This is a genomic window from Shinella sp. GW835-FHT14H05, from assembly GCF_058793575.1.
Genome location: NZ_JBXAFY010000007.1, coordinates 1 through 23,803, shown reverse-complemented (window position 1 = coordinate 23,803; position 23,803 = coordinate 1). Strand labels below are relative to the sequence as shown.

Below are 23,803 nucleotides of genomic sequence, written 5' to 3'. Positions count from 1 at the left end.
GGATGGATCCTCGGGTTAAACCCGAGGATGACGTTGGTGGGTGGGTAAAGGTCTGGGCCGAAAGAGGGCGTTAAACCGCCGCCGGCGAGATCAGATGCGCGCCGTCGATCTGTGGCAGGTCTCCGCTGGAGACGGTCTTGCCGTTCTCCATGCGCACCTTGCCCTCAGCCACGAGCCGCAGCGCCAGCGGATAGCTGCGGTGCTCGACGTTCAGCACCCGTCCGGCCAGCGCATCCGACGTATCGCCCGGCAGCACCGGCACGGCAGCCTGCACCACCACTGGACCCTCATCCATGCCCTCGGTCACGAAATGCACCGTGCAGCCGGCGATGCGCATGCCGGCGTCGATGGCGCGCTGGTGCGTGTGCAGGCCGGGGAACAGCGGCAGCAGCGAGGGATGGATGTTGAGGATGCGGCCTTCGTAACGGTTGATGAACGTGCCGGAGAGCAGACGCATGTAGCCGGCGAGGCAGATGAGATCCGGCGACAGCGCGTCTAGCGCCTCCAGGATGGCGGCCTCGTGGGCTTCCTTGCTCGAAAAATCCTTGCGCAGGAAGGCGCGGGCCGGGATGCCTAGCGCTTCGGCCTTGGCAAGCCCACCGGCGTCTGCCTTGTCGGAGAAGACCGCGACGATCTCTGCCGGGAAATCAGGGCTTTCCGCGGCTTTCGCGAGTGCCAGCATGTTGGAGCCGCCGCCGGAGATGAAGGCGACGACGCGCTTGCGTGCCGTCTGGCTCATAGGGCGAGCGTGCCCTTGTAGATCGTGCCGGCGGCGCCCTCTTCGCGGGCGACCATGCGGCCGAGGCGGAAGGCGGTCTCGCCTTCACGGGTCAGCACGGCGGCAACCTCGTCGGCCTTGTCGGCCGGCACGACAGCGATCATGCCGACGCCGCAGTTGAAGGTGCGCAGCATTTCCCTGGCTTCCACGCCGCCGGTGCGGGCAAGCCAGGAGAACACGGCCGGCGCCTTGACGGCGTCGAGGTCGATTTCGGCGGCGAGATGTTTCGGCAGCACGCGCGGAATGTTTTCCGGAAAACCGCCGCCGGTGATATGCGCCAGCGCCTTGATCGAGCCGGTCTCGCGGATCGCCTTCAACAGCGGCTTCACATAGATCTTGGTGGGCGTGAGCAGCGCTTCGCCGAGCGTCCTGGACGCGTCGAACGGCGCTTCGGCATCCCAGGCGAGGCCGGAGAGCGAGATGATCTTGCGCACCAGTGAATAGCCGTTGGAATGCACGCCGGAGGAGGCGAGGCCGAGGATGACGTCACCTTCCGCGATGTCGCCGGCCGGCAGCAGTTTTCCGCGCTCGGCGGCACCCACGGCAAAGCCCGCGAGATCATAGTCGCCATGCGAATACATGCCGGGCATTTCGGCCGTCTCGCCGCCGATCAGCGCGCAGCCGGCCTGGCGGCAGCCTTCGGCGATTCCTTCGACGATCGCGGCACCCTGGTCTGGATCGAGCTTGCCGGTGGCAAAGTAGTCGAGAAAGAAGAGCGGCTCGGCGCCCTGCACCACGAGGTCGTTGACGCACATGGCGACAAGGTCGATGCCGACGGTGTCGTGGCGGTCGGCGTCGATGGCGATCTTGAGCTTCGTGCCGACGCCGTCGTTCGCGGCGACCAGCACCGGATCGGTGAAGCCTGCGGCCTTCAGGTCGAAGAGGCCGCCGAAGCCGCCGATTTCGCCATCCGCACCAGGGCGGCGCGTCGAGCGCACGGCCGGCTTGATCTTTTCCACCATCAGGTTACCCGCGTCGATGTCGACGCCTGCATCGCTGTAGGTCAGACCGTTCTTTTCCGACTGGCTCATGGCTCTCGTCTCCGACTTCTCGCTGTTCGCGCCCGATTGGCATGATGGGCCGGCAAGTGCAAGCGCAATGCCGGGAAAACCGGGATTTTTTCACCGATTTACCCGTGATGCCGGCGCTTGCGGCCGCCGAGCCTTGACCTGTCTCCCACGGGCATCCTATCTCCTCTGCACCGAAGGAATAAAGGGAATGAGCGTTATGGCAGCCCATATCAGCGGCGCGGGATTGAAGCGGCAGGTGGTCTTCTGGCTCATCGCGCTCGGCTTCTTCGTGCTCTTCCTCATGGTGTTCAGCGATATCCTGCTGCCCTTCATCGCCGGCATGGCGCTCGCCTATTTCCTCGATCCGGTGGCCGACCGGCTGGAACGCTGGGGCCTGAGCCGCATGATGGCGACGGTCGTCATCCTCATCGTCTTCGTCATCCTGCTTGCGCTCTCGCTGATGATCATCATTCCGCTGCTCGCCACCCAGGCCGCGGATTTCTTTGAAAAACTGCCGGGTTACATCACCAGCCTGCAAGCCCAGATCGCCGGCTTCAACCCGGACCTGCTGCCCTCCTGGATCAGCAGCCAGATGGACACGATCAAGGCGAATTTCTCCGCCATCCTCGCGGAAGGCGCGGGCCTGCTCGGCACGGTCATGAAGCAGGTGTGGAATTCGGGCATGGCGCTCGTCAACATCGCCTCGCTCTTCGTTATCACGCCGGTCGTCGCCTTCTACCTGCTGCTCGACTGGGACCGCATGATCGCCAAGGTGGACAGCTGGGTGCCGCGCGACCATGTCGCCAATGTCCGCCGGCTCGCCTCGGAAATGAACGCCTCCGTCGCCGGCTTCGTGCGCGGTCAGGGCTCCATCTGCATCATCCTCGGCCTGTTCTACGGCATCGGCCTGTCCTTTGCGGGGCTCAATTTCGGCCTGCTGATCGGCCTCTTCGCCGGCCTCATCAGCTTCGTGCCCTATGTGGGCTCGCTGGTCGGCCTCACCCTGTCGGTGGGCGTGGCGCTGGTGCAGTTCTGGCCGGATTACTGGATGGTCATCCTCGTCGCCGGCATCTTCTTCGTCGGCCAGTTCATCGAGGGCAATATTTTGCAGCCGAAGCTCGTCGGTTCGCGCGTCGGCCTGCATCCGGTCTGGCTGATGTTCGCGCTGGTCGCCTTCGGCGCGCTGTTCGGCTTCGTCGGGCTGATGATCGCCGTGCCGGCCGCCGCCGCCGTCGGCGTGCTTGTCCGCTTCGGCCTGGAGCGCTACCTTGACAGCGACCTCTATCATGGCACGAGCAAGCCGGTTCTCCTGGAAGAGAACATGCCGGACGATGGCGCGCCTTCCGCCGGAAAGCGCGTCAGAACAAAGAGTTAGTACCGAGTAGACCAATGACATCGCGCAAGACCGCCGAACAGTTGCCGCTGGCCTTCAGGCACGACCCCGCGACGGGCCGCGACGACCTGCTGGTTGCCGAGCCCGTCAACGCCGCCGTCGCGATGATCGACGCCTGGCCGCAATGGCCCGCACCCGTGGTCATCATCGCCGGGCCGGTCGGCTCGGGAAAATCCCACCTTGCCGCCATCTGGCGCGAGAAGGCCGGCGCCGTTGCCGTCGAGGCGAAGGCCGGCACGGGCGCCGAGGAGGCGGCTGAGCACGGCCCCGTACTCATCGAGGATGCCGACCGCAACGGCTTCGACGAGCGCACGCTCTTCCACATCATCAACAATGTGCGCCAGCACGGCCACACGCTGCTCATCACCAGCCGGCTCTGGCCGATGTCCTGGGCGGTCGACCTGCCGGACCTGCGCTCGCGCCTCAAGGCCGCGACAGTGGTGGAGATCGGCGAGCCGGATGACGAACTGCTGTCACAGGTCATCGTTAAGCTGTTCGCCGATCGTCAGCTCTTCGTCGACGAGAAACTGGTGGCCTATATGGTAGCGCGCATGGAGCGCTCGCTGGAGGCGGCACAGACGCTCGTGGAACGCCTCGATCGCCTGGCGCTCGCCCGCGGCAGCCGCATCACGCGCGCGCTTGCGCAGGAGGTTCTGGGCGAAATGGTGGGCGGGGAGGAAACTTCCGGCTAGTTTTCGCGGCAAGGATTGACTGTCACAGTTCTGTCGTCAAACTGCGCTAAGCGCTTCGCGTTAAAGTGAAAATTGTTCTTCCGTTCGAGACCGCGCCGAACATGCGGCCGGTCTGACGGCAAAGGGGGCGGGACATTCCAATGGATACTGCGAACACGGACCTCTCCCAGGAAAAGACGGGCCTCTCCCAGGAAAAGCCTGTCGAGCACGCGGCGCTGCCGGAAGGCGCGACCATTGACGTCACGGCCCTGATGGCGAGCCCCGAGCGCTTCATCAACCGCGAATTCTCCTGGCTCCAGTTCAACCGCCGCGTCCTCGAAGAAACGCTGAACACCGCCCATCCGCTCTTGGAGCGCGTGCGCTTCCTGTCGATCTCGGCCGGCAACCTCGACGAATTCTTCATGGTGCGCGTCGCCGGCCTCGAAGGCCAGGTGCGCCAGGGCGTCGGCGTTCGCAGCCCCGATGGAAAAACCTCGGCCGAGCAGCTCGACGACATCCTGAAGGAGATCGACAATCTCCAGATGGAGCAGCAGGCCTCGCTCGCCGTGCTCCAGCAGTATCTCGCCAAGGAAGACATCCTGATCGTCCGCCCGACGGCGCTTTCCAGCGACGACAAGATCTGGCTGCAGCAGGAATTCACCCAGTCGATCTTCCCGGTGCTGACGCCGCTGTCGATCGACCCGGCGCATCCGTTCCCGTTCATCCCGAACCTCGGCTTCTCGATCGGCCTCCAGCTCGACAGCACGACGGGCAAGGAGCCGATGACGGCGCTCTTGCGCTTGCCTGTGGCGCTCGACCGCTTCGTCCGCCTGCCGGATTCCAAGGGCGCGATCCGCTACATCACGCTGGAAGACGCCGTCGGCCTCTTCATCGGAAAACTCTTCCCCGGTTATATCGTGCGCGGCTCCGGCACGTTCCGCATCATTCGAGACAGCGATATCGAAGTGGAGGAAGAGGCCGAAGATCTCGTGCGCTTCTTCGAGACCGCGCTGAAGCGCCGCCGCCGCGGCTCGGTGATCCGCATCGAGACCGATTCGGAAATGCCGGAATCGCTGCGCCGCTTCGTCGTCGGCGAACTCGGCGTGCCGGACAACCGCGTCGCCATCCTGCCGGGCCTGCTCGCCCTCAACACGCTGTCGGAAATTGCCAAGGCGCCGCGCGACGACCTGAGGTTCGAGCCCTATAACGCCCGATTTCCCGAACGCGTCCGAGAGCATGCCGGAGACTGTTTCGCCGCCATCCGCGAAAAGGACATGGTCGTCCACCACCCCTACGAAAGCTTCGACGTGGTGGTCCAGTTCCTTCTCCAGGCTGCGCGCGATCCTGACGTTCTGGCGATAAAGCAGACGCTCTACCGCACCTCCAACGACAGCCCGATCGTGCGCGCACTGATCGACGCAGCCGAGGCCGGCAAGTCGGTGACGGCGCTGGTGGAACTCAAGGCCCGCTTCGACGAAGAGGCCAACATCCGCTGGGCGCGCGACCTGGAGCGCGCCGGCGTGCAGGTCGTCTTCGGCTTCATCGAATTGAAGACCCACGCCAAGATGTCGATGGTGGTGCGCCGCGAGGAGGGCAGGCTTCGCACCTATTGCCACCTCGGCACCGGCAACTACCACCCGATCACCGCGAAGATCTACACGGACCTGTCCTTCTTCACCTGCAACCCGACGATCGCCAGCGACATGGCGAACATCTTCAACTTCATCACCGGCTACGGCGAACCGGAAGCCGGCATGAAGCTCGCCTTCTCGCCCTATACGATGCGCCCGCGAATCATCCGCCACATCGAGGAGGAGATCGCGCATGCCCGGAACGGCGCGCCGGCGGCGATCTGGATGAAGATGAATTCGCTGGTCGATCCCGACATCATCGACGCGCTCTATCGCGCGAGCCAGGCGGGCGTGGAAGTCGACCTCGTGGTGCGCGGCATCTGCTGCCTGCGCCCGCAGGTCCCGGGCCTTTCGGACAATATCCACGTCAAATCCATCGTCGGCCGCTTCCTCGAACACTCCCGCATCTTCTGCTTCGGCAACGGCCACGGGCTTCCCTCCGATAAAGCGCTGGTCTATATAGGCTCCGCGGACATGATGCCGCGAAACCTGGACCGGCGGGTCGAGACACTTGTGCCTCTGATCAACCGGACGGTGCATGAGCAGGTCATTTCGCAGATCATGTTGGGCAATCTCATCGATAACCAGCAGAGCTACGAAATCCTTCCGGATGGAACGTCCCGGCGCATGGAAGTGCAGCCCGGAGCCGAGCCGTTCAATGCTCAGCACTACTTCATGACCAATCCCAGCCTCTCCGGCCGGGGTGAAGCCCTGAAGTCCTCCGCACCGAAGGCGATCGCGGGCTGGCAAGGCCGCCGGAAGAAATAAAACGGATATACATGGTCGAATCTGAAGCGCAGGGGCGGTTGCCTGGAATTGCCCCGGTGTCAGTCGTGGATATCGGTTCCAACTCGATTCGCCTCGTCATCTACGAGGGCATGAGCCGTTCGCCGGCCATGCTGTTCAACGAGAAGGTCATGTGCGGCCTCGGCAAGGGGCTCGCCAAGACCGGCCGCATGGACCAGGCGAGCGTCGAGCGGGCGCTCGCAGCCCTCCACCGTTTCAAGGCGCTGTCCGCGCAGGCCCGCGCCTCCACCATGTTCGCGCTGGCGACGGCTGCCGCGCGCGAGGCGGAAAACGGCCCCGATTTCATCCACCAGGCGGAAATGATCCTCGGCCAGAAGGTCCGCGTTCTGACCGGCGAGGAGGAAGCCTATTTCTCCGCGCTCGGCATCGTCAGCGGCTTCCATGATCCCGATGGCATCGTCGGCGACCTCGGCGGCGGCTCGCTGGAACTGGTCGACGTGGTCGGCGGCACGATCGGCAAGGGCATCACGCTGCCGCTCGGCGGCATCCGCCTGTCGGAAGCCTCCGGCGGTTCGCCCGCCCAGGCCCGTATCGTCGCCCGCAAATATCTGCGCACCGCCAACCTCCTGAAGAACGGCACGGGCCGCGCCTTCTATGCCGTCGGCGGCACCTGGCGCTCCATCGGCGCCCTGCACATGGAAATGCAGAACTATCCGCTGCACATGATCCAGGGCTACGAGCTCAGCTTCACCGACGCGATGGATTTCCTGACCGACATCGTCACGGCGAAGGACCAGAAGGACCCGGCCTATTCCGCAATCTCCAAGGGCCGCCGCAACCTGCTGCCCTTCGGCGCTGTCGCCATGCAGGAGACGATCGCCATTATGAAGCCGTCGCGGGTGTTCTTCTCCGCCCAGGGCGTGCGCGAAGGCTACCTCTATTCGCTTTTGGCCGACCGGGAAAAGGCGCGCGACCCGCTGCTGGCGGCCGCAAGCGAACTCGCCATCCTGCGCGCCCGCTCGCCCGAGCACGCCCGCGAGCTTGCCGAATGGACGGGCCGTATGATGCCGCTCTTCGGCATCACCGAGACCGAGGAAGAGCGCCGCTACCGCGAGGCCGCCTGCCTGCTCGCCGATATCAGCTGGCGCGCGCATCCCGATTACCGCGGCCTCCAGGCGCTGAACCTGATTGCCCACGGCACCTTCATCGGCATCACCCATCCCGGCCGCGCCTTCATCGCGCTCACCAACTACTACCGTTTCGAAGGCCTCAACGACGATGCGGTGAGCAGCTCGCTCGCCAGCATCGCGACCCCGCGCCTGCGGGAACTCGCGAAACTCGTCGGCGCCCTGCTGCGCGTCGTCTATCCGTTCTCGGCCTCCATGCCCGGCGTCGTGCCGCATCTCGCCTTCCGCAAGTCGACGCTGCCGGACACCGACCTCGAACTGGCCGTGCCGCAGGACTATGCCGAGCTTGCCGGCGAACGCCTCGACGGCCGCCTCCAGCAGCTCGCCCGCCTGACCGGCAAAAAACTCGCCTTCCGGTTCCTGTGAGGCGGGCGATGAAAGCCGCATTGCTCCTTGCCGGCCTGCTTTTTGCGGGCAATGCCGCGGCGCAGGACTGGCAGGCGGTGGAGCGCGTCGAGCCCTACACCGTGCAGGGATCGACCGGCCTCGAAATCTACCAGTCGATCGGCGCGCGCGGGCCGAAACTCGGGCTTGGCCGCGTCATCGCTCATACGGGTTTCAAGCTCACCTGGACGCGCAAATACGAGCGCCAGGGCGATGCCTGCGTCATCACCGTCAACAAGCCGAAACTCATCATCACCTACACGCTGCCCAAGCTGAAATCGAAGCTCTCCGAGCCGCTGAAAGGCCGCTGGGACACCTTCATCACCGGCGTCACCGCGCATGAAAAGGTGCACGGCGACTTCATCAAGGAAATGGTGCGGCAGATCGAGACGGTGAGTGTCGGCCTGACGGTCGAAAACGACCCGAACTGCAAGCAGATTCGCAGCCAGCTCCAGACGAAGCTCGGCGAACTCTCGAACGCCCAGCGCGCCCGCAGCCGCGATTTCGACCAGGTCGAGCTCACCGACGGCGGCAACGTGCACCAGCTCATCCTGCAACTGGTCGATCCACGCTGAACGTTCCCTCTGCGGGGATGTATTTGCCGCGCAATCTCAGGTAGTGTCTCCGCGCATTATTGGGGAGACAGTTCGACATGGCGACTTTCAAGACGCAACCCGTTGGCGGGGGTGGCGTGGACCTCTCGGCAATCGACATTGCCGCACTCGGCGACTATTCATTCTGGCGCGCCGACAGGTCCTCCGTCCGGCTCTACAATGACGACGGCAACTATACGAGCTTCTCCGGCAGCGGCATTCGATACGACGCGCCGGGCGGCGCCTTGCAGGACGTCACGGCGGGCACCGTCACGAAGATCGACATCGCGATCAACGGCGTCAAGCTGCTCGCCGCAAGCGGGCTGAAACTCTCGGCCGAAAAGATCTTCGACCTTTATATCAACGGGGATTCCAAGGGTGCGCTCGCCTATTTCCTCGCCGGCAACGACAAGATTTCCGGCACGAAATATGCAGATGTCCTGATGGGCGGGAAGGGCAACGACGTGCTGTCCGGCGGCGGCGGAAAGGATATTCTCAAGGGCGACGCGGGCAACGACAAGCTCTATGGCGGGGCGGGCGGCGACCGGCTCACCGGCGGAAGCGGGGCGGATACGTTCATCTTCAAGTCGATCAAGGATTCGACGGTCGCGGCAAGCGGCCGCGACACGATCCTCGATTTCAGCCGGTCGCAGAAGGACAAGATCGACCTCACGGCCATCGACGCCAGCACGAAGGCCGGCGGGGACCAGGCCTTCAAGTTCATCGGCACGGACGCCTTCCACAACAAGGTCGGCGAACTGCGCTTCGAAAAGAAGGGTGGCGACACGCTCATCCACGGCGACGTGAACGGCGACGGCAAGGCCGATTTCTCGATCCTCGTCGATGCGAGCATCAGCTTCAAGGCGGGCGATTTCATCCTCTGAAACTGCCGGACAAACAAAAGGGGCGGCACGAGGCCGCCCCTGGCTTTGAAAAACCTCACCCCACCCCCGACGTCATCCTCGGCCTTGAGCCGAGGATCCACTGGGGTGCCCGGAGCATGGATGGTCGGGTCAGGCCCGACCATGACGGAGGAGAGGTTGGCCACCTATTCGGGCCGCCTGGAGGGGCGGCTTGTGCCGCCCCTTTTGCAGTTGATCATTCGGCTTTCAGCAGGTCGCCCGCTTCGATCAGCACGAACTCGTTGTCATCGGCCTTGTCCAGCGCGCGGCCGGCGGAGAAGGGGAGGTTGTTGTCGTTGCCGACGATGATGTGGGTCTCGTCGACGCGGTCGACATTCTCGATCGTCACGAACGGCATGTCGTAAAAGCCTTCGCCGCCACCCTGGCGCTTCTTGTTGTCCGGGTCGGCGATCTTCAGGAGATCGATATAGCCGATCTTGCGCACCGCCTTGCCGACATTCTCGTCGGTCATGGCGATCTTGTAGATGCGCTTGACCTTGGAAGCGACGGCGAAGCAGTCCGGCTTCGGGTCCTTGGGGTCGGCGCAGGCCTTGTCGGCGGTGCCGACGCCATTGTCGCGCTCGATCACCAGCGCGGTCGTGCCGTCCAGCATGTTGAAGTCGCCGATCGCCTCGCCGCCTTCGGCCAGCGGATAGAGCCAGCTGCGGCCGGTCCATGCCTTGGAGGCGACGTCGAGCTCGATGATGCGCAGCGCCGGGCGGCCGTCCGCCTGCTCGACGGATTCGTTGTCCACCCAGAGCGGGCCTTCGAGCAGGCCGTAGAGCTTCGTGCCGTCCTTCGACAGCGCGAGGCCCTCATAACCGCCGGAACGCTTGACGTTGAAGACCGGCATCTTCTTGGACGGATCGGCCTGGACGGCGAGCGTCGGGTTGTCCGGCGAGGTCACCGGCTTGCCGTCGACTTCCGTCGCAATCACGTCGGTCAGCTTGCCGTCGAGGTCGAATTTCAGGATATAGGGGCCGAATTCCTCGCCGATCCAGAAACCATCGGCCACCGGCTGGATGGATTCGACGTCGAAGTCACCGCCGGTGAGGTAGCGCGTGGCGGCACCTTCCATGACGATGGGGAAGGGCGCCTTCTTGTCCGGGTCGGAGAGGAACACGGTCTTGACCGGCTCCAGCGTGCCCTTGTCCCAGTCGAAGCGCACATTGTGGATCATCAGCATGGCATCGGTCGAGTTCAGCTTGGCGCCGAAGCCGTTGTCGGAGAGCGACCAGAACGAGCCGTCCTCCATCGACTTGATGCCCGAAAAGCCCTGCATCGGCTGGCCGTCGAAGGGCAGCGCAAGGCCGGTTTCGCGCACGCCGTCCTTGCCCATCACGGTGCCGAGCGCCTCGACGCGCTTGCGGTCGGCGGTGGAGAACTTGCCGGAGGTCTTGAGGTAGTCGGCCGCATCCGCCGGTGCCGCGATGATCGTGTTGGCCGGGAGGATCGCATGCGCCTTCAGTGTCGCCGGAAATTCCTTCTCCTGCGCCATCGCGCCGGTCGTCATCAGCAGCGCCAGCGCTGCGGTGGTGAAAAGGTGTCTGGTCATAATCGGCCCCTCAATTGGCAAAACGATGCCAGTTGATAGGCGGCGGAGATGACCGTCGCTTGACAGTTGCTTGTAGCTTTCGTGACGCTCCGGCTCAGGCGGCCGAAAGGGCGGCAAAGCGGCCGGGCGTCATGCCGAGGGCCTTCTTGAAGTGCCGGTTGAGATGCGCCTGGTCGGCAAAGCCGCTGGCAAAGGCCGCTTCCGCAATGCTTTCGCCGGCGGAAATCAGCCCCTTCGCCCGCTCCAGCCGGCGCATGACGAGATAGCGGTGCGGGCTGGTGCCGAGAAGCTGGCGGAACTGGCGGGCCAGCGCAAAACGGTCGAGCCCCGTCACCGCTTCGAGGTCGCCCGCGCTCACCTGCCGGCAGAGGTTTTCGCGCAGGAAATCGCAAGCCCGCAGCACTTCCGGCCGCGCCAACCGTCCCGCCCGGGCCTGCGGCGCGCCGGCATGGTCGAGCAGGGCACTGGCGATCTCTCCCACCAGCTCGTCGAATTTCAGCGGCTCGATCGTCTCGTCCAGGCTGCCGATGGCTTCCAGCAGCAGCCCCGCCAGCCGCGGGTCGTCGACCACCGGCGAGGCGACGAAGGGCAGGGTGCGCCCGCGCGCCGCCGTCGCCGGCAGGAAGCGCTCCGGCGGAATATACATCATGCGGTAGGTCAGCCCGTCGTCGGTCGCGGCACCGCCGTCATGCACCTCGTCGGGATGCAGCACGATGACGTTGCCCGGCGGGCTGAAGCGCGCCTCGCCGCGATAGCGGAAGGTCTGGATGCCGGCCATGGTGACGCCGAGCGCATAGGTATCGTGCCGGTGCGGCTCGAAGCCCTTGCCGCGGAACCGCGCCTCGATGCGCTCGATGCCGGCAAGCTCCGGGGCCACGACGATGCGGTCCTGCCCGGCGCACGAACGTTCAAGCGGTGTCGCGACCGCGCCTGCTATCGCATTGGCCGCGGAATGGTCCGCAGCCTTTTCCCGGGAGTATACCTGCATGTTCGATACCAAGTTCGCCGTGGTCCTGCGCGAGGATCTGGAGGTCTGGCAGAAGCTGAATGTCACCGCGTTCCTGTCGAGCGGCATCATCGGCCAGAAACCGGAGCTGATCGGCGAATCCTACCGCGATGCCACCGGCAATGTCTACAATGCCTTGAGCATCCAGCCGATCATCGTGCTGTCCACCGACGGCGCGACGCTGTCGAAGATCCATGCCCGCGCGCTGGAGCGGGAGGTCGCGGCCTCCGTCTATATCGAGGAAATGTTTTCCACCGGCCACGACGCCGCCAACCGCGCCGTCTTCGCAGAGTTCGGCCCGGACAATGCCAAGGTCGTCGGCATCGCGCTGCACGCCGACAAGAAAACCGTCGACCGCATCACCAAGGGCGCAAAACTGCACGCGTAAAGCTTAGAGCTCCACCGCCTCGATCTTCTTGTCGACGAAGCGCAGCGCCACCTTGCCGCCGATGAGGTTGAGGGCGGTGTCGCCGAAGAGGTCGCGGCGCCAGCCATGGAGGGCGGCGACTTCGGCCGCCTCGCCATCGACGGCGATCTTTTCGAGGTCGTCGGTATTGGCGATGATTTTCGCGGCAACACCTTCGCGCTCGGAGACGATCTTCAAGAGCACCTTCAGCATTTCGCTGGCAGCGGCAGCCCCCTCCGGCACATGGCTCTGGCGGGGCAGGCGCGGCAGGTCGGTCTTCGGGATCGCTAGCGCCTCGCCGATGGCTTCGAGGAGGGCGGCACCCGATTGCGAGCGCTCCCAACCCTTGGGGATGGTGCGCAGCCGCGCGAGCGCTTCGGCATCGGCCGGCTGCTGCTGGGCGATTTCGTAGATCGTGTCGTCCTTCAGGATGCGCGAGCGCGGCACGTTGCGATTGCGCGCTTCCCGCTCGCGCCAGGCGGCGACCTTCTGCAACACGGCAAGCTCGATCGGCTTCTTGACGCGCATCTTGAGCCGCTTCCAGGCGTCGTCAGGGTGGAGATCATAGGTCTCGCGCGATTCGAGAACCGCCATTTCCTCGGTCAGCCACAGCGAGCGGCCGGCTTCGTCCAGCTTCTCCTTCAGCGCGAGATAGACGTCGCGCAGGTGTGTGACGTCGGCCAGCGCATATTCGAGCTGCTTTTCCGTCAGCGGCCGGCGGCTCCAGTCGGTGAAGCGCGAGGACTTGTCGATATGCACGCCCTTGATCTTCTGCACGAGCTGGTCGTAGGAGACGCTGTCGCCGAAGCCGCAGACCATCGCGGCGACCTGCGTGTCGAAGATCGGATGCGGAATGAGATTGCCGCGGTTGAAGATGATTTCGATATCCTGCCGCGCGGCGTGAAAGACCTTGAGCACCGCGGTGTTCGCCATCAGCTCGAAGAAGGGCGCGAGGTCGAGGCCCTTGGCGAGCGGATCGACGATGACCTCCAGCTCCGGCCCGGCCAGCTGCACAAGGCAGAGTTCCGGCCAGAAGGTCGTCTCCCGCAGGAACTCCGTGTCGATCGTCAGATATTCGGAACGGGCAAGCGTCTCACAGGCGTCGCGAAGGGCTGCGGTGGTCTCGATGATCTGCATAATGGACTCGGGCGGGCTTTTCTTGAAATTTTTGATCGGGCAGCTTTAGACGTTCCACGGTTTTGCCACAATCGAAAACTTGACCTTGGAGGTCGGCACTCCCTCTCCTCCGTCATGCTCGGGCTTGACCCGAGCATCCATGCCGCGGATGACCGATGGATCCTCGGGTCAGGCCCGAGGATGACACAGAGGGTGGGGCCCGCACCCCGCTCTCCGAAAAAGCCCTACGTTACCCGCACATAGCTCGTCATGCCGGTCTTCTGGTGCTCGATGATGTGGCAGTGGAACACCCAGTCGCCCGGATTGTCGGCGACGAGGGCCAGTTGCACCTTCTCGTCGGGCAGGATGAGGTAGGTGTCGGAAAAATGCGGGCGGATCGCCTGCTTGCTGGAATTCATCGGCCGGAAGGCGAGGCCGTGCAGGTGGAGGGGGTGGACCTGCGGCGTCGGGTTCTCGACGTTGAAGATATAGGTCCTGCCCGCCTTCATCTCGGCAAGCGGTGCTGTCGGATCGCCGCTGTCGTCGGCCCAGGGCACCCGGTTGATGGCCCAGAAATTGTAGCCGAGCGAACCGCAGATGCCGTCCTTCGGCCGCTCCTCCGCCGAGGCGCTGAGGATGAACGGAATTTCGGTCGCCGCCGACAGGTCCGGCTCGGGCAGGGGATTTGCCGCCAGCGCCGGCAGGTCGGCGATGGTGCGCTTCAGCGAGGCGCCGACGGCGCGGAAGGTGGCGAGCGTGGCCGGCTTGGTGCCGCGCAGGTCCTTCAGCATCGCGATAGCGCCTTCCGTATCGGGCATGCGCAACGCGATATCGAGCCGCTGGCCGGGGCCGATCATCAGATGGTCGAGCGCAAAGCGCGTCGCCGCCGGATTGCCGTCGAGCGCGATGACCTCGGCCTCCGCGCCCTCGATCTGCAGCGTCAGGATGCGGGTGACGTCGGTCGCGGCAAGCCGCAGCCGCACGAGGCCGCCGGCGGGCGCGTCATATTGCGGCGATTGCCGCCAGTTGGCGGTGCGCACGGTGCCGAAGGTGCCGGCGCGGGCGGCATCGCGGGGCTTGAACTGGGCGATGAACTGGCCATCGCCGCCAAGCCGCCAGTCGCGCAGGTTGAGCACGATCTCGGCGTCGAAAACCGGGTCGGTCGGATCTTCCACGACGATGACGCCGGCTAGGCCGCGGCCCATCTGCTCCAGCGTGTTGCAATGGGGATGATACCAGAAGGTGCCGGCATCGGGCGGGGTGAAGGCATAGTCGAACCCGTCGCCGCCATAGACATAGGGCTGCGTCAGGAACGGCACGCCGTCCATCCTGTTGTCGATGCGCAGGCCGTGCCAGTGCACGGTGGTCGGCTCGTCGAGCTTGTTGTCGAGCCTGAGTGCAAAGGCCTCGCCGCGCCGCATGCGCAGGATCGGCGGCACCTCGGCGTCGCCATAGGTCATGATGCCTTTGGTCGGCCCCTTGTCCGTGATCATCGCCTCGCCGGGGCGGGCAATGAGCGTCGTCGCCGCCTGCGCGCTCGCCGATCCGCCAAAACGCCCCGCAAGGCCGATCCCGCCGGCATAGGCGCCGGCGACGAGTGCGCCCTTCATCAGCGTGCGGCGTGTCAGCATGGCGATCCCTCCGGTGCGTCACCCGCTTCTAAACCTGAGGCGCGCGCTCAGCAATAAGCGCATCGCGACCAGATTGCCGCAGATCAGTGTTCGCCGTTGCGGTCCTTGTCGGCCAGCTTGTTGAAGAAGAAGGAAGTGCGCAGCAGGTTGCGGAAGCGGCTGCGCCGTGCGCCGGCCGGCACCGCGGCGCGCGCGCTGATGCGCACGGCCGTGTAGACCATGAAGGCGACGAGGATGACGGCGGTATAGAGGAACAGCGCCTGCGGCCCGAAGAATTGCAGCAGCACGGACGCGAAGAGCGGACCGATGATCGCCCCGCAGGACCAGAAGAACAGCATGCCGGCGGAGACCAGCGCATGTTCGCCTTCGCCCGCATGGTCGTTGGCATGTGCCGAGCAGAGCGAATAGAGCGGCATGGCGAAGGCGCCGAAGACGAAGATGCCGATGAGGTTCTTGAGCTCGTCGCCGCCCGCGAAGACGGCGAGGTAGAGGGCGGCAAGCGCCGAGCCGAAGGTCGCGACGAGGATGATCAGGCGGCGATCGAGCCGGTCGGAATAGATGCCGAGCGGATATTGCAGCACCACGCCGCCGACGATGCCCGCACTCATGAAGCTCGCAATCGCCGTCACCGACAGCCCGATGTCATGGGCGTAGATCGGTCCCAGGTTACGGAAGGCGGCATTGGTGAGGCCGACGACGATGCAGCCGATGGTGGCGAGCGGCGAGATGTTCCAGAGCTTCTTGACGTCGAAGCGGATCGCCTCCGGCACGGTCGGGCTGGAGCGGTCGGCAAGCGAGATCGGCACGAGCGATAGCGACAGCGCCATGGCGACGATGGCAAACAGCTCGAAACCGCCGATGCCGATGCCGGGAATGAGATATTGCGCCGCCGTGACCGATCCGAGATCGACGAGACGATAGACGGACAGCGTGCGCGCCCGGTTGGCATTGGTGACGGACGCGTTCAGCCAGCTTTCCACGGTGGCAAACAGGCTCGCAAAACAGATGCCGGCGACGAGCCGCATGGCGAACCAGAAGATCGGATCGATGACGAGCACCATCGCGATCGCCGATGCCGACGCGATCGCCGCCATGGCAGAGAAGGTGCGGATATGGCCGATGGCGCGCAGCACGCGCGTCACATAGATGCAGCCAATGGCAAAGCCGATGGAATAACCCGCGCCGACGAAGCCGATGACGGAGGTGGAAAAACCCTCCTGCGAGGCGCGCAGCGCGATGAACGTGCCCTGCAGCCCGTTCCCTCCGATCAGGATGCCTGCGGTGATGAGAAGGGGAATCAGCGGACGAATCGTGGACATGCGCGCCACTATGGCGAAGGATTTGCGGAATGGGAGAGGCGAAAGCGCTACACGGTGACGGAATTGTATGCAAACGGGGTCGACACCGCGAAGGCCGGCCTCAGCCCCGCAAAAGATCCGCCATGACGCGCAGGTGATCGGCCTGCAGGGGCTTTTCGAAATAGCTTTTCACGAAGCTGTACTGCATCGCGCGCTCGCGGTCTTTGCCGAGATGGGAACTCGTCAGCATGGCGACGACGGGGGCGTGGACCTCGAATTCCTGCGCATAGCGGTCGAGGAACTCGAAACCGTTCATCACGGGCATGTTGATGTCGAGGATGATGGCGTTGGGCGTCTCGCGGTGCAGGATGTCGAGCGCTTCCGAGCCGTCGAACGCCTTCAGGATGAGGATCGACGGGTCGAACTTGCGGATGGTGTATTCGCAGATGAACTGGTCGTTCTCGTCGTCATCGACGACCAGGATCGAGTTGATCTTCATGATGGTCCCCATCGGGCAGTTCGATGATGAACCGGCTGCCCTTATCTCTTGCTTCATAAAGGGCGGCGCCGCCGAGGGCTTCCGCGCTCTTTCTCAATATGTAGAGGCCGAGCCCGCTGCCGAAGGACCGGTTCGGGTGCAGCCGTTTGAACATCTTGAACAACAAATGGCGGCTTGCGGGTGGAACGCCCAGGCCGTTGTCCTCCACCGACAGCCGCATCTTGCCGGCATAGCGGAAGGCGCGGACGTCGATCGCCGGCTCGGCCTCCTTCGGGTCATGATATTTGACCGCGTTGGACAGCATGTTGCCGACAATGACGTGGAATTTCGACGGCTTGCTGACGATTGTCAATTCCGCAGGCACATGATTTTCAATGCGGATGCGCTTGGTATCGTCGAGATGCGACAGCGCGTCGATCGCCTCGGAGACGAGCGCGCGAAGGTCGATCGGCCGGTCGTCCTCCTCCATCAGCCGCGTGCGGGTGATGGTGATGATGTTCTGGATCAGGTGGTCGAGGCGGCGGAAATTCTTTTCCATGCGCTGCAGCGTCTGGCCGAGCGCGGGCAGGTCGCCCTCCGAAAGCATCTCGCGCGAAATGGTGAGCAGGCCCATGGAGGAGGCGATCGGCGAGCGCAAGTCGTGCGAGGTGCGGTAGGCGAATTCCTCCAGCTCCGCATTGGCCTCGATCAGCGCCCGCTCGTTGGCCTTGCGCTCGGAAATGTCGCGCACGATGCCGCTGTAGATCGTCGCGCCGTTGAGCTCCACCTTGGCGACGGCGAGGTCGAGCGGGAAGACGGAGCCGTCCTTGCGCCGGCCCTCCACCTCGCGCCCGATGCCGATGATCTTGGCCTCGCCGCTGCGGTTGTAGTTGCCGAGATAGCCGTCATGGGCGCTGTGATAGGGCTCCGGCATGAGCATTTTCACGTTGCGTCCGGCCATCTCCGCGGGTGCGTAGCCAAAGATGCGGGTGCAGGCGGGGTTGGCGGAGAGGATGAAGCCGCGGTCGTCGATGGTGATGATGCCGTCCACCGCATTGTCGATGATGGCGCCAAGCCGGCCGCGGCTTTCGGCGAGATCGGCGGCCATGTCGCGCGCGCGGCGGGAGGAGAAGTAGAGATGGATGACCAGCGCGCCGTAGAGCGTGCCGGAGATCAGCACCAGCGAGGAAAGCGTGGAGCGCGCATCGGGGCCGGTGGAGGAGAAGGTGATGCCGAAGGCCGCCTCGTAGCGCGACAGCTCGTAATAGGCCATCGTCAGCAGGATGAGGTAGGTGACGAGCCCGAGCACGCCGGCCAGCGTCAGCCGGTGGTAGCTGATCGCCTCCGTGCCGACGAAGATGAGCGCGATGCCGATCGCCACGAAACAGCTCGCACTCTGGAACGACATGCGCGTGAAGCGGATCCAGTCATGGGCGAAATCGAGCGCGATCGCATAGCCGATGAGGGCGGCCGCCGCCGTGATGAAGGTGGCGAAACCGAGCGCCACCTGGAGGATGTCGTTCTTCTGCCTGAGCGCCCGCAGCGCCAAGGCCGCGCTCACCAGCATGAAGCACAGCGCCGTATTGGGCGCGATCCGCCCCGGCAGGCTGGTGCCGATATCGACGAAGGGCGTGTCGAGTAGCGTGTCGATGCCCGCATCGATGCCGAAGAGGTGCTGGGACAGCGCCAATGCGCCATAGACGAAGACCGGCGCCATCAGAACCGCGGGCAGGGTGCGCACGCCGCGGGCGGAAAGCGCCAGCGCCGCGCCGACGACCACGAAGGCCAGCGCCGCATTGAACTTCATGCCGAAGAGCCAGGGGACGCGCGCCGCCAGGCCGGTGGGTTCCGCCAGCCAAAGCGCCATCATCGCCACGCCCACGGCGATGCACCAAAGGCTCGCCGCAACGTTCGCCTTCTGCCAGGACCATGTGAGGTTCAAGCTTGTCCCCTTCGGCGTTCCGTTCCGCCGCGCGCACGTTAGCGCGAAGGTTGCATGGCGAACAGGTCCCGCAGGGAAAGCATCCGGTAAAATCCGAGTTTTTCAGGCGGCGTCGTCATGGGCCTGGTCGGCCTCCAGCCGCCCGGCCAGCGCCTGCAGGTCGACGGTCAGCGCCTGGAGCGCCTCAAGCGAACAGCCGGTCGCCTTGCCGATCTCCATGCGGATCGCCACGGCGTCCTTCTTCATCGCACGGCCCTTGTCGGTGAGCGTGATGAGCACCTGCCGTTCGTCGCTTTTGTCGCGCGCCCGGTGGATGTAGCCTGCCGCCTCCAGCCGCTTGAGCAGCGGCGAAAGCGTGCCGGAATCAAGGCCCAGCTTGGCGCCGAGCGCCTTCACCGTGCGGCCGTCCTCCTCCCACAGCGTCATCAGCGCTATATATTGCGGATAGGTGAGGCCGTAGGGGTCGAGCAGCGGCTTGTAGGTGCGGTTCAGCGCATGGGCCGCGGAATAGACGGCAAAACAAAGCTGCTGGTCGAGTGCCAGCGCGCCTGCCGGAATGCCGTCCGTCTCAGCTTGGTCACGTTTGTCGCTCATGGTGGGAGAATAGCAGAAAATAAAAAATTTGCAACGTGCAAAATCATATTGCGCGCAATCTAATTTTACGCTATCTAGTTTTCATCATCAACGAAACCAGGAAGGAGACATTCCATGCCCATTCTCTACAGGACCAAAGCAACCTCCACCGGCGGCCGCGCGGGCCATGGCGCAACCGAGGACGGCACCGTCGACGTCACGCTGACCGTGCCGAAGGAACTCGGCGGCGACGGCGCCACCGGCGCCAACCCGGAAAAGCTCTTCGCGGTCGGGTATTCCGCCTGCTTCCTCGGCGCGCTGAAGTTCGTCGCCGGCAAGGAAAAGGTAAAGATCCCGGACGACGCCAAGGTCACCGCCACCGTCGGCATCGGCCCGCGTGAGGATGGCGGCGGCTTCGGCCTCGAAGCCTCGCTGGAAATCTCCGTGCCCGGCGTCGACAAGGCCGTGGTCGAAGACCTCGCCAAGAAGGCGCATGTCGTCTGCCCCTACAGCAACGCCACCCGCAACAACCTCGACGTCAAGACCACCGTGGTCTGATCGCCGCAGCCAGAATTGAAAAAGCCGCCCGGAGCAATCCGGGCGGCTTTTTATTTGGAAGAAAGGCGAGGGGCGCTGGACGCCTTCCGCAGGCTTGTTCCATCCGGAACAGCGCGCATCCGAGCGATGTGGGAAAGTCTGATCACTGGATGAGAGAGGCTCATCCCTCAGAGATCAGGAGAAACTTCCATGCGCAAGATCATCATTTCCGCCGCCATCGCAGCCGTCGCCGCCATCTCCTTTGCCGCCCCGTCCCAGGCGGGCTATTACAGCTACGGCTACAAGCCGCATTGCTTCATCAAGAAGGTGAAGTCCTACGATTACTACGGCAACGTCATCATCAAGAAGATCAAGGTCTGCAAGTAAGCGTCCCAGGCACAGACCTTGTGCGAAGGCCCGGAGCCCCAGCCTCCGGGCCTTCTGCCGTTTTCCCTTGTCATCAGAAAAATAGAGACTATATTCTTTCTCATGAAAGGAGATGGTTCTATGCAGCGCAAACCCATACCGCAGGCCAATGCAGAAGGCACCGTGCTCACCAAGGCGGCCGTCAGCGCGGCGGACCGGCTGGGACTGACGGCGCGCATCCTCTCGGCGGTCATCGGCGTTTCGGAGGCGACGGTGTCGCGGCTGAAGCGGCAGGATGTGCTCCTGGAGCGGGGCACCAAGCCCTTCGAGCTGGCCGTGCTGCTCGTGCGCCTGTTCCGTTCGCTCGATGCCATTACCGGCGGCGACGAGGGTGTTGCGCGTGCCTGGATGACGGCAGAAAACACCGCACTCGGCGCCCGTCCCGTCGATCGTATCATCTCCATTTCCGGTCTTGTCGATGTCCTCGCCTATCTGGACGCCCGCCGCGCTCTCGTCTGAGGCGCGGCCCTTTTCCGGCACCGTCTGGCGTTTCGTCGAGGCGCAGCACCGCGTCTCGACGCTGAAGCTCGTCGATACGCTGGAGGAGCAGGCGCTGCTCGAGGACATCCTGGAGGAGAGCAAGCCGGTGCTGCCGCCGGAATGCGCCGGCCTCGATTACCTGCTCGCCACGCCCTTCCGCTACGGCGCGGTCTATCCGCACGGCTCGCGCTTCCGCAGGGCAGGGCGCACGCTCGGCGTCTATTATGCGGCGTTGACGGTGGAGACGGCGCTCTCCGAAATGGCCTTTTACCGCCTGCTGTTCTTCGCCGAATCGCCCGCGACGCCGCTGCCGGCCAACGCCGCCGACTACACCGCCTTCTCCGCCGCGATCGGCACGGAGCACGCCATCGACCTCACTACCCCGCCGCTCGACCGCGACGCGGTGCTGTGGACGCACCCGACCGACTACGCCGCCTGCCAGGCGCTGGCCGACGGTGCGCGGGCGGCGGGCCTGGTCGCCATCCTCTACCGCTCGGTGCGCGATCCCGCGGCCGGCACCAACATGGCGCTGCTCACCGCCACCGCCTTCGCCCAGCCCAAACCGGTGGAGCGCCAGACCTGGCGCATCCGGTTGTCGGCGCTCGGCGTGCAGGCTTTGTGCGATCACCCGCCACGCCGCATCGGCTTTTCCCGCGAGGATTTTCGCGCCGACCCGCGCATCAGCTGAGGGCCGTGATTTCCGGGCGAGGGGCGCGCATGTTGCATTGGACGGTGCCTTTCTCCCCTTCTCCTCGCGGGGAGAAGGTGCCGGCAGGCGGATGAGGGGGATGCCGAAGGCGCAAAGGCTCGATCCGAATCACCCCCTCATCCGACCCTTCGGGCCACCTTCTCCCCACGGGGGAGAAGGGGATGTGGCAACGGTTTCCTTCTATCGGCAAGGGGAGATGCAGGAAGCTCGCGAACGGCTCACGCCGACAAGGCGGCCTCGGCGAAGAAGTCCTCTGGCCCCTCCACCTCGATCAGCCGCCGCTTCTCGATCACCCAGAAGCGGTTCGCCACCGCGCGCACGAAGGCGCGGTCGTGCGAGACGAACAGGCAGCTTGCCTCGCGCGCCGTCAATTCCCGCTCCAGCGCTTCCTGCCCCTCGATGTCGAGATGGTTGGTCGGTTCGTCGAGCAGGTAGAAGTTCGGGTTGGTGAGCCTGAGCACCAGCATGCCGAGCCGGGCCTTCTGCCCGCCGGAAAGCAGGCCGACCGGCCGCCCCTGCATCTCGATCGAAAGGCCGGCACCCGCAAGCAGGCTGCGCGCCTTCTGGTCGCCGACATCGAAGCGGTGGATGATCGTGCCATGCGGCGTCTCGCTGTCCGAAAGATCGGAGAGCGCCTGGTCGCCATAACCGAGCACCAGCGACGGCGTCGCCTTGATGCCGTGGTGGTTGGCACCCGCCGCCTCGACCGCCTGGCGCAGGAGCCGCACCAGCCGCGTCTTGCCGGCGCCGTTCGGGCCGAGCAGCACGATTCGGTCGCCCTGGCAGATGAATTTCTGGCCCGTGCGAAAGAGCGGCATGCCGTCCGGCGTCTCGACCGAGGCATCCTCCAGCGTCACCAGCACCTTGGCATGGGTGCCGCGGTTGGCGAGCCGGATGGCGCCGGCCGAACGCTCCAGATGCGCCGGTTTCGCGGCATCCTCGATGCGCTCCGCCCGCTCCTTGAGCTGCTTGGTCTTCACCACCAGCAGGTCGCTGCCGGAATTGATGCCGATATTGTTGAGTTTCGCCGCCTGCTGGCGAAGTTGCTGCGCCGCCTTCATGTCCTTCTCGAAGCGCTTCTCCTCCGCCGCATCCATCTCGTCCAGCGCCGCCCGGGCGCGGGAATAGGGCAGCGCAAAAAGCTGCGAGCGCTCGGGACGCAGGAACAGCGTGCGGTTCGTCACGGCGTCGAGGAAGGCGCGGTCGTGGCTGGAAATGATGACCGGCATGTCGCGCGGCAGCGCGGCCAGCCACGCCTCCAGACGGGCGATCTTGGTGAGGTCGAGATGGTTGGTCGGCTCGTCGAGCAGCAGCACGTCCGGCTCGCCGACACGCACGCGGGCGATCAGCGCGATGCGCTGCCAGCCGCCGCTGAGTTTTGCGAGCGGACGCTCCCGCAATTCTTCCGGCACTTCCAGCTCTTCCAGCGTCACGTCGGCCCGCCAGCTTTCGCTTTCCTGCTGGTCCGGCGAAAGCGCGGCAAGCACCGCTTCGCGGAAAGTGAGGCCGTCGAGCCCGGCGGGCAGGTTCTGCTCCATATGGCCGAGCGTCAGTCCGCGAGCGCGAAAAATCTCGCCCGTCGTCGGCTCGACATCGCCGGTGATGCATTTCAGCAGCGTGGATTTGCCCCGCCCGTTGGCGGCGACGAGCCCGATACGATCGCCGGCGGCGACGGAGAGGGTGAGGTTGGCAAAGAGGGAGGTGGACAGCGTCACGCCGAGCGCACGGATGGTGATGAGCGACATGGGAGTTCTCTGGTCTTTCAGGGCCTCTGGCGGTGCGGCATTCAGCCGTCAGTCACGCGCAAAGGCTCAAGGGTAAATGACGCGGCAAACCGCGTCGCCGGAAAGGCAGACCAGAAGGAAAAGTGTTCGTTCCGATCAGCCCTGCAAACGCATCTGCAGGGCATGACCAGGGCCATGCGTGCGATTAGGCAGGAAGTCGATCTTCACGCGCAGCCCCTCTCTTACGTGTTGCGAACTGGGGATATGGGTAGCATTGGAGGGGGGAATTGGCAACGGGGGCGGGTGGCGCTCCCCCCTCTGTCCTGCCGGACATCTCCCCCTCAAGGGGGGAGTGTTTACACGGAACGCTTTTGAGATTCTGCTATGGGGTGATTTGCGTGGAGGCAGGTGATGGATTGCCCGGGCTGTGGTGGTGTCGATCTGATCAAGCGCGGCAGCAAGGCCGGCCATCAACGCTATCGATGTCGCGCCTGCGGCCGCTATAGCACCGACAGTCAGCCCCGGTTTAGCGCGAAGACCAAGGCCATTGCGATCGAGATGTATATGAATAGCATGGGCATTCGGGCGATCGGCCGGGTGCTGGAGGCATCGCCTGCAACGGTCCT

23 protein-coding genes are annotated in these 23,803 nt (G+C 64.7%); 12 read left to right on the top strand and 11 right to left on the bottom strand.

All coding sequences use genetic code 11. From position 1 onward, the window contains the following. Positions 1 to 70 precede the first annotated feature (70 nt). Both purN and purM read right to left on the bottom strand, forming a co-directional pair. Entirely contained in the window at positions 71 to 739 is a 669-nt protein-coding gene (purN, locus tag AC1Q6Z_RS20505) for a phosphoribosylglycinamide formyltransferase (RefSeq protein ID WP_492649061.1), read from the bottom strand. Next, the gene (gene purM / locus AC1Q6Z_RS20500; RefSeq protein WP_492649060.1) at positions 736 to 1,809 is read right to left on the bottom strand and encodes a phosphoribosylformylglycinamidine cyclo-ligase; all 1,074 of its coding nucleotides are present in this window, start codon (positions 1,807 to 1,809) and stop codon (positions 736 to 738) included. The genes purN and purM overlap by 4 nt, the downstream gene beginning before the upstream one ends. 196 nt (positions 1,810 to 2,005) lie before the next feature. On the opposite strand from purM, the gene AC1Q6Z_RS20495 reads away from it, so the two are divergent. The 6 genes from AC1Q6Z_RS20495 (at position 2,006) to AC1Q6Z_RS20470 (ending at position 9,278) form a co-directional block, all read left to right on the top strand. Next, entirely contained in the window at positions 2,006 to 3,163 is a 1,158-nt protein-coding gene (locus AC1Q6Z_RS20495) for an AI-2E family transporter (protein ID WP_492649299.1), read from the top strand. A 14-nt stretch (positions 3,164 to 3,177) separates the two neighbouring features. Further along, positions 3,178 to 3,873: a DnaA regulatory inactivator HdaA gene (gene hdaA / locus AC1Q6Z_RS20490; protein ID WP_435267223.1), complete on the top strand. Its 696-nt coding sequence runs from the start codon at positions 3,178 to 3,180 to the stop codon at positions 3,871 to 3,873. Positions 3,874 to 4,088: 215 nt separating this feature from the next. Further along, the gene (locus AC1Q6Z_RS20485) at positions 4,089 to 6,251 is read left to right on the top strand and encodes an RNA degradosome polyphosphate kinase (RefSeq protein WP_435267489.1); all 2,163 of its coding nucleotides are present in this window, start codon (positions 4,089 to 4,091) and stop codon (positions 6,249 to 6,251) included. A gap of 11 nt (positions 6,252 to 6,262) precedes the next feature. Further along, the gene (gene ppx / locus AC1Q6Z_RS20480) at positions 6,263 to 7,783 is read left to right on the top strand and encodes an exopolyphosphatase (protein WP_256118721.1); all 1,521 of its coding nucleotides are present in this window, start codon (positions 6,263 to 6,265) and stop codon (positions 7,781 to 7,783) included. 8 nt (positions 7,784 to 7,791) lie between these two features. Then, on the top strand, positions 7,792 to 8,376 hold the full coding sequence (locus tag AC1Q6Z_RS20475) for a DUF922 domain-containing Zn-dependent protease (protein ID WP_492649059.1): 585 nt from the start codon (positions 7,792 to 7,794) through the stop codon (positions 8,374 to 8,376). Between the two features lie 77 nt (positions 8,377 to 8,453). Continuing rightward, complete coding sequence (locus AC1Q6Z_RS20470) at positions 8,454 to 9,278, top strand: calcium-binding protein (protein ID WP_492649058.1); 825 nt, start codon at positions 8,454 to 8,456, stop codon at positions 9,276 to 9,278. Between the two features lie 214 nt (positions 9,279 to 9,492). Here the strand turns inward: AC1Q6Z_RS20470 and AC1Q6Z_RS20465 are convergent, their stop codons facing one another. Together AC1Q6Z_RS20465 and AC1Q6Z_RS20460 are read right to left on the bottom strand one after the other, a co-directional pair. Beyond that, entirely contained in the window at positions 9,493 to 10,851 is a 1,359-nt protein-coding gene (locus tag AC1Q6Z_RS20465) for an esterase-like activity of phytase family protein (protein ID WP_492649057.1), read from the bottom strand. A gap of 94 nt (positions 10,852 to 10,945) precedes the next feature. Continuing rightward, positions 10,946 to 11,839 (bottom strand): AraC family transcriptional regulator, encoded by an 894-nt coding sequence (locus AC1Q6Z_RS20460; RefSeq protein ID WP_492649056.1) that lies wholly within the window; start codon positions 11,837 to 11,839, stop codon positions 10,946 to 10,948. On the opposite strand from AC1Q6Z_RS20460, the gene AC1Q6Z_RS20455 reads away from it, so the two are divergent. After that, complete coding sequence (locus tag AC1Q6Z_RS20455; protein WP_327510044.1) at positions 11,838 to 12,245, top strand: DUF2000 family protein; 408 nt, start codon at positions 11,838 to 11,840, stop codon at positions 12,243 to 12,245. The genes AC1Q6Z_RS20460 and AC1Q6Z_RS20455 overlap by 2 nt on opposite strands. Positions 12,246 to 12,248: 3 nt before the next feature. Here the strand turns inward: AC1Q6Z_RS20455 and rnd are convergent, their stop codons facing one another. The 6 genes from rnd to AC1Q6Z_RS20425 all read right to left on the bottom strand — a co-directional run bounded on the left by rnd (position 12,249) and on the right by AC1Q6Z_RS20425 (position 19,322). Beyond that, a complete protein-coding gene (gene rnd, locus AC1Q6Z_RS20450) occupies positions 12,249 to 13,394 on the bottom strand; it encodes a ribonuclease D (RefSeq protein ID WP_256118751.1) in 1,146 nt (381 codons plus the stop codon). A 230-nt stretch (positions 13,395 to 13,624) separates the two neighbouring features. Further along, positions 13,625 to 15,016, bottom strand: a complete 1,392-nt coding sequence (locus AC1Q6Z_RS20445) for a multicopper oxidase family protein (RefSeq protein ID WP_492649298.1) — start codon at positions 15,014 to 15,016, stop codon at positions 13,625 to 13,627. A 77-nt stretch (positions 15,017 to 15,093) separates the two neighbouring features. After that, positions 15,094 to 16,329 (bottom strand): MFS transporter, encoded by a 1,236-nt coding sequence (locus AC1Q6Z_RS20440; protein ID WP_492649055.1) that lies wholly within the window; start codon positions 16,327 to 16,329, stop codon positions 15,094 to 15,096. 100 nt (positions 16,330 to 16,429) lie between these two features. Continuing rightward, positions 16,430 to 16,807: a response regulator gene (locus AC1Q6Z_RS20435; RefSeq protein ID WP_256118729.1), complete on the bottom strand. Its 378-nt coding sequence runs from the start codon at positions 16,805 to 16,807 to the stop codon at positions 16,430 to 16,432. Further along, on the bottom strand, positions 16,776 to 18,728 hold the full coding sequence (locus AC1Q6Z_RS20430; RefSeq protein WP_492649054.1) for a sensor histidine kinase: 1,953 nt from the start codon (positions 18,726 to 18,728) through the stop codon (positions 16,776 to 16,778). The genes AC1Q6Z_RS20435 and AC1Q6Z_RS20430 overlap by 32 nt, the downstream gene beginning before the upstream one ends. Positions 18,729 to 18,830: 102 nt before the next feature. Beyond that, the gene (locus AC1Q6Z_RS20425) at positions 18,831 to 19,322 is read right to left on the bottom strand and encodes a MarR family winged helix-turn-helix transcriptional regulator (protein ID WP_492649053.1); all 492 of its coding nucleotides are present in this window, start codon (positions 19,320 to 19,322) and stop codon (positions 18,831 to 18,833) included. Positions 19,323 to 19,436: 114 nt separating this feature from the next. Between AC1Q6Z_RS20425 and AC1Q6Z_RS20420 the strand changes: the two genes are divergently transcribed. From AC1Q6Z_RS20420 to AC1Q6Z_RS20405, 4 genes are all read left to right on the top strand, one after another. Further along, positions 19,437 to 19,859 (top strand): organic hydroperoxide resistance protein, encoded by a 423-nt coding sequence (locus AC1Q6Z_RS20420; RefSeq protein WP_492649052.1) that lies wholly within the window; start codon positions 19,437 to 19,439, stop codon positions 19,857 to 19,859. A gap of 189 nt (positions 19,860 to 20,048) precedes the next feature. Further along, on the top strand, positions 20,049 to 20,225 hold the full coding sequence (locus tag AC1Q6Z_RS20415; protein WP_256121560.1) for a hypothetical protein: 177 nt from the start codon (positions 20,049 to 20,051) through the stop codon (positions 20,223 to 20,225). Between the two features lie 120 nt (positions 20,226 to 20,345). After that, the gene (locus AC1Q6Z_RS20410; protein WP_256121559.1) at positions 20,346 to 20,723 is read left to right on the top strand and encodes an MbcA/ParS/Xre antitoxin family protein; all 378 of its coding nucleotides are present in this window, start codon (positions 20,346 to 20,348) and stop codon (positions 20,721 to 20,723) included. Beyond that, on the top strand, positions 20,683 to 21,432 hold the full coding sequence (locus tag AC1Q6Z_RS20405; RefSeq protein ID WP_492649051.1) for an RES family NAD+ phosphorylase: 750 nt from the start codon (positions 20,683 to 20,685) through the stop codon (positions 21,430 to 21,432). The genes AC1Q6Z_RS20410 and AC1Q6Z_RS20405 overlap by 41 nt, the downstream gene beginning before the upstream one ends. Positions 21,433 to 21,671: 239 nt before the next feature. Here the strand turns inward: AC1Q6Z_RS20405 and AC1Q6Z_RS20400 are convergent, their stop codons facing one another. After that, positions 21,672 to 23,198 (bottom strand): ABC-F family ATP-binding cassette domain-containing protein, encoded by a 1,527-nt coding sequence (locus tag AC1Q6Z_RS20400; RefSeq protein WP_492649050.1) that lies wholly within the window; start codon positions 23,196 to 23,198, stop codon positions 21,672 to 21,674. 390 nt (positions 23,199 to 23,588) lie between these two features. Between AC1Q6Z_RS20400 and AC1Q6Z_RS20395 the strand changes: the two genes are divergently transcribed. Continuing rightward, on the top strand, positions 23,589 to 23,803 hold a 215-nt coding region (locus tag AC1Q6Z_RS20395), incomplete at its 3' end, for an IS1/IS1595 family N-terminal zinc-binding domain-containing protein (RefSeq protein WP_492649049.1).

Excerpts from the sequence above, each read along its gene's own strand:
- purN (WP_492649061.1), bottom strand. The coding sequence starts at position 739 with ATGAGCCAGACGGCACGCAAGCGCGTCGTCGCCTTCATCTCCGGCGGC.
- purM (WP_492649060.1), bottom strand. The coding sequence starts at position 1,809 with ATGAGCCAGTCGGAAAAGAACGGTCTGACCTACAGCGATGCAGGCGTC.
- AC1Q6Z_RS20495 (WP_492649299.1), top strand. The coding sequence starts at position 2,006 with ATGGCAGCCCATATCAGCGGCGCGGGATTGAAGCGGCAGGTGGTCTTC.
- hdaA (WP_435267223.1), top strand. The coding sequence starts at position 3,178 with ATGACATCGCGCAAGACCGCCGAACAGTTGCCGCTGGCCTTCAGGCAC.
- ppx (WP_256118721.1), top strand. The coding sequence starts at position 6,263 with ATGGTCGAATCTGAAGCGCAGGGGCGGTTGCCTGGAATTGCCCCGGTG.
- AC1Q6Z_RS20475 (WP_492649059.1), top strand. The coding sequence starts at position 7,792 with ATGAAAGCCGCATTGCTCCTTGCCGGCCTGCTTTTTGCGGGCAATGCC.
- AC1Q6Z_RS20470 (WP_492649058.1), top strand. The coding sequence starts at position 8,454 with ATGGCGACTTTCAAGACGCAACCCGTTGGCGGGGGTGGCGTGGACCTC.
- AC1Q6Z_RS20465 (WP_492649057.1), bottom strand. The coding sequence starts at position 10,851 with ATGACCAGACACCTTTTCACCACCGCAGCGCTGGCGCTGCTGATGACG.
- AC1Q6Z_RS20455 (WP_327510044.1), top strand. The coding sequence starts at position 11,838 with ATGTTCGATACCAAGTTCGCCGTGGTCCTGCGCGAGGATCTGGAGGTC.
- AC1Q6Z_RS20460 (WP_492649056.1), bottom strand. The coding sequence starts at position 11,839 with ATGCAGGTATACTCCCGGGAAAAGGCTGCGGACCATTCCGCGGCCAAT.
- AC1Q6Z_RS20440 (WP_492649055.1), bottom strand. The coding sequence starts at position 16,329 with ATGTCCACGATTCGTCCGCTGATTCCCCTTCTCATCACCGCAGGCATC.
- AC1Q6Z_RS20435 (WP_256118729.1), bottom strand. The coding sequence starts at position 16,807 with ATGAAGATCAACTCGATCCTGGTCGTCGATGACGACGAGAACGACCAG.
- AC1Q6Z_RS20425 (WP_492649053.1), bottom strand. The coding sequence starts at position 19,322 with ATGAGCGACAAACGTGACCAAGCTGAGACGGACGGCATTCCGGCAGGC.
- AC1Q6Z_RS20420 (WP_492649052.1), top strand. The coding sequence starts at position 19,437 with ATGCCCATTCTCTACAGGACCAAAGCAACCTCCACCGGCGGCCGCGCG.
- AC1Q6Z_RS20415 (WP_256121560.1), top strand. The coding sequence starts at position 20,049 with ATGCGCAAGATCATCATTTCCGCCGCCATCGCAGCCGTCGCCGCCATC.
- AC1Q6Z_RS20410 (WP_256121559.1), top strand. The coding sequence starts at position 20,346 with ATGCAGCGCAAACCCATACCGCAGGCCAATGCAGAAGGCACCGTGCTC.
- AC1Q6Z_RS20405 (WP_492649051.1), top strand. The coding sequence starts at position 20,683 with ATGTCCTCGCCTATCTGGACGCCCGCCGCGCTCTCGTCTGAGGCGCGG.
- AC1Q6Z_RS20400 (WP_492649050.1), bottom strand. The coding sequence starts at position 23,198 with ATGTCGCTCATCACCATCCGTGCGCTCGGCGTGACGCTGTCCACCTCC.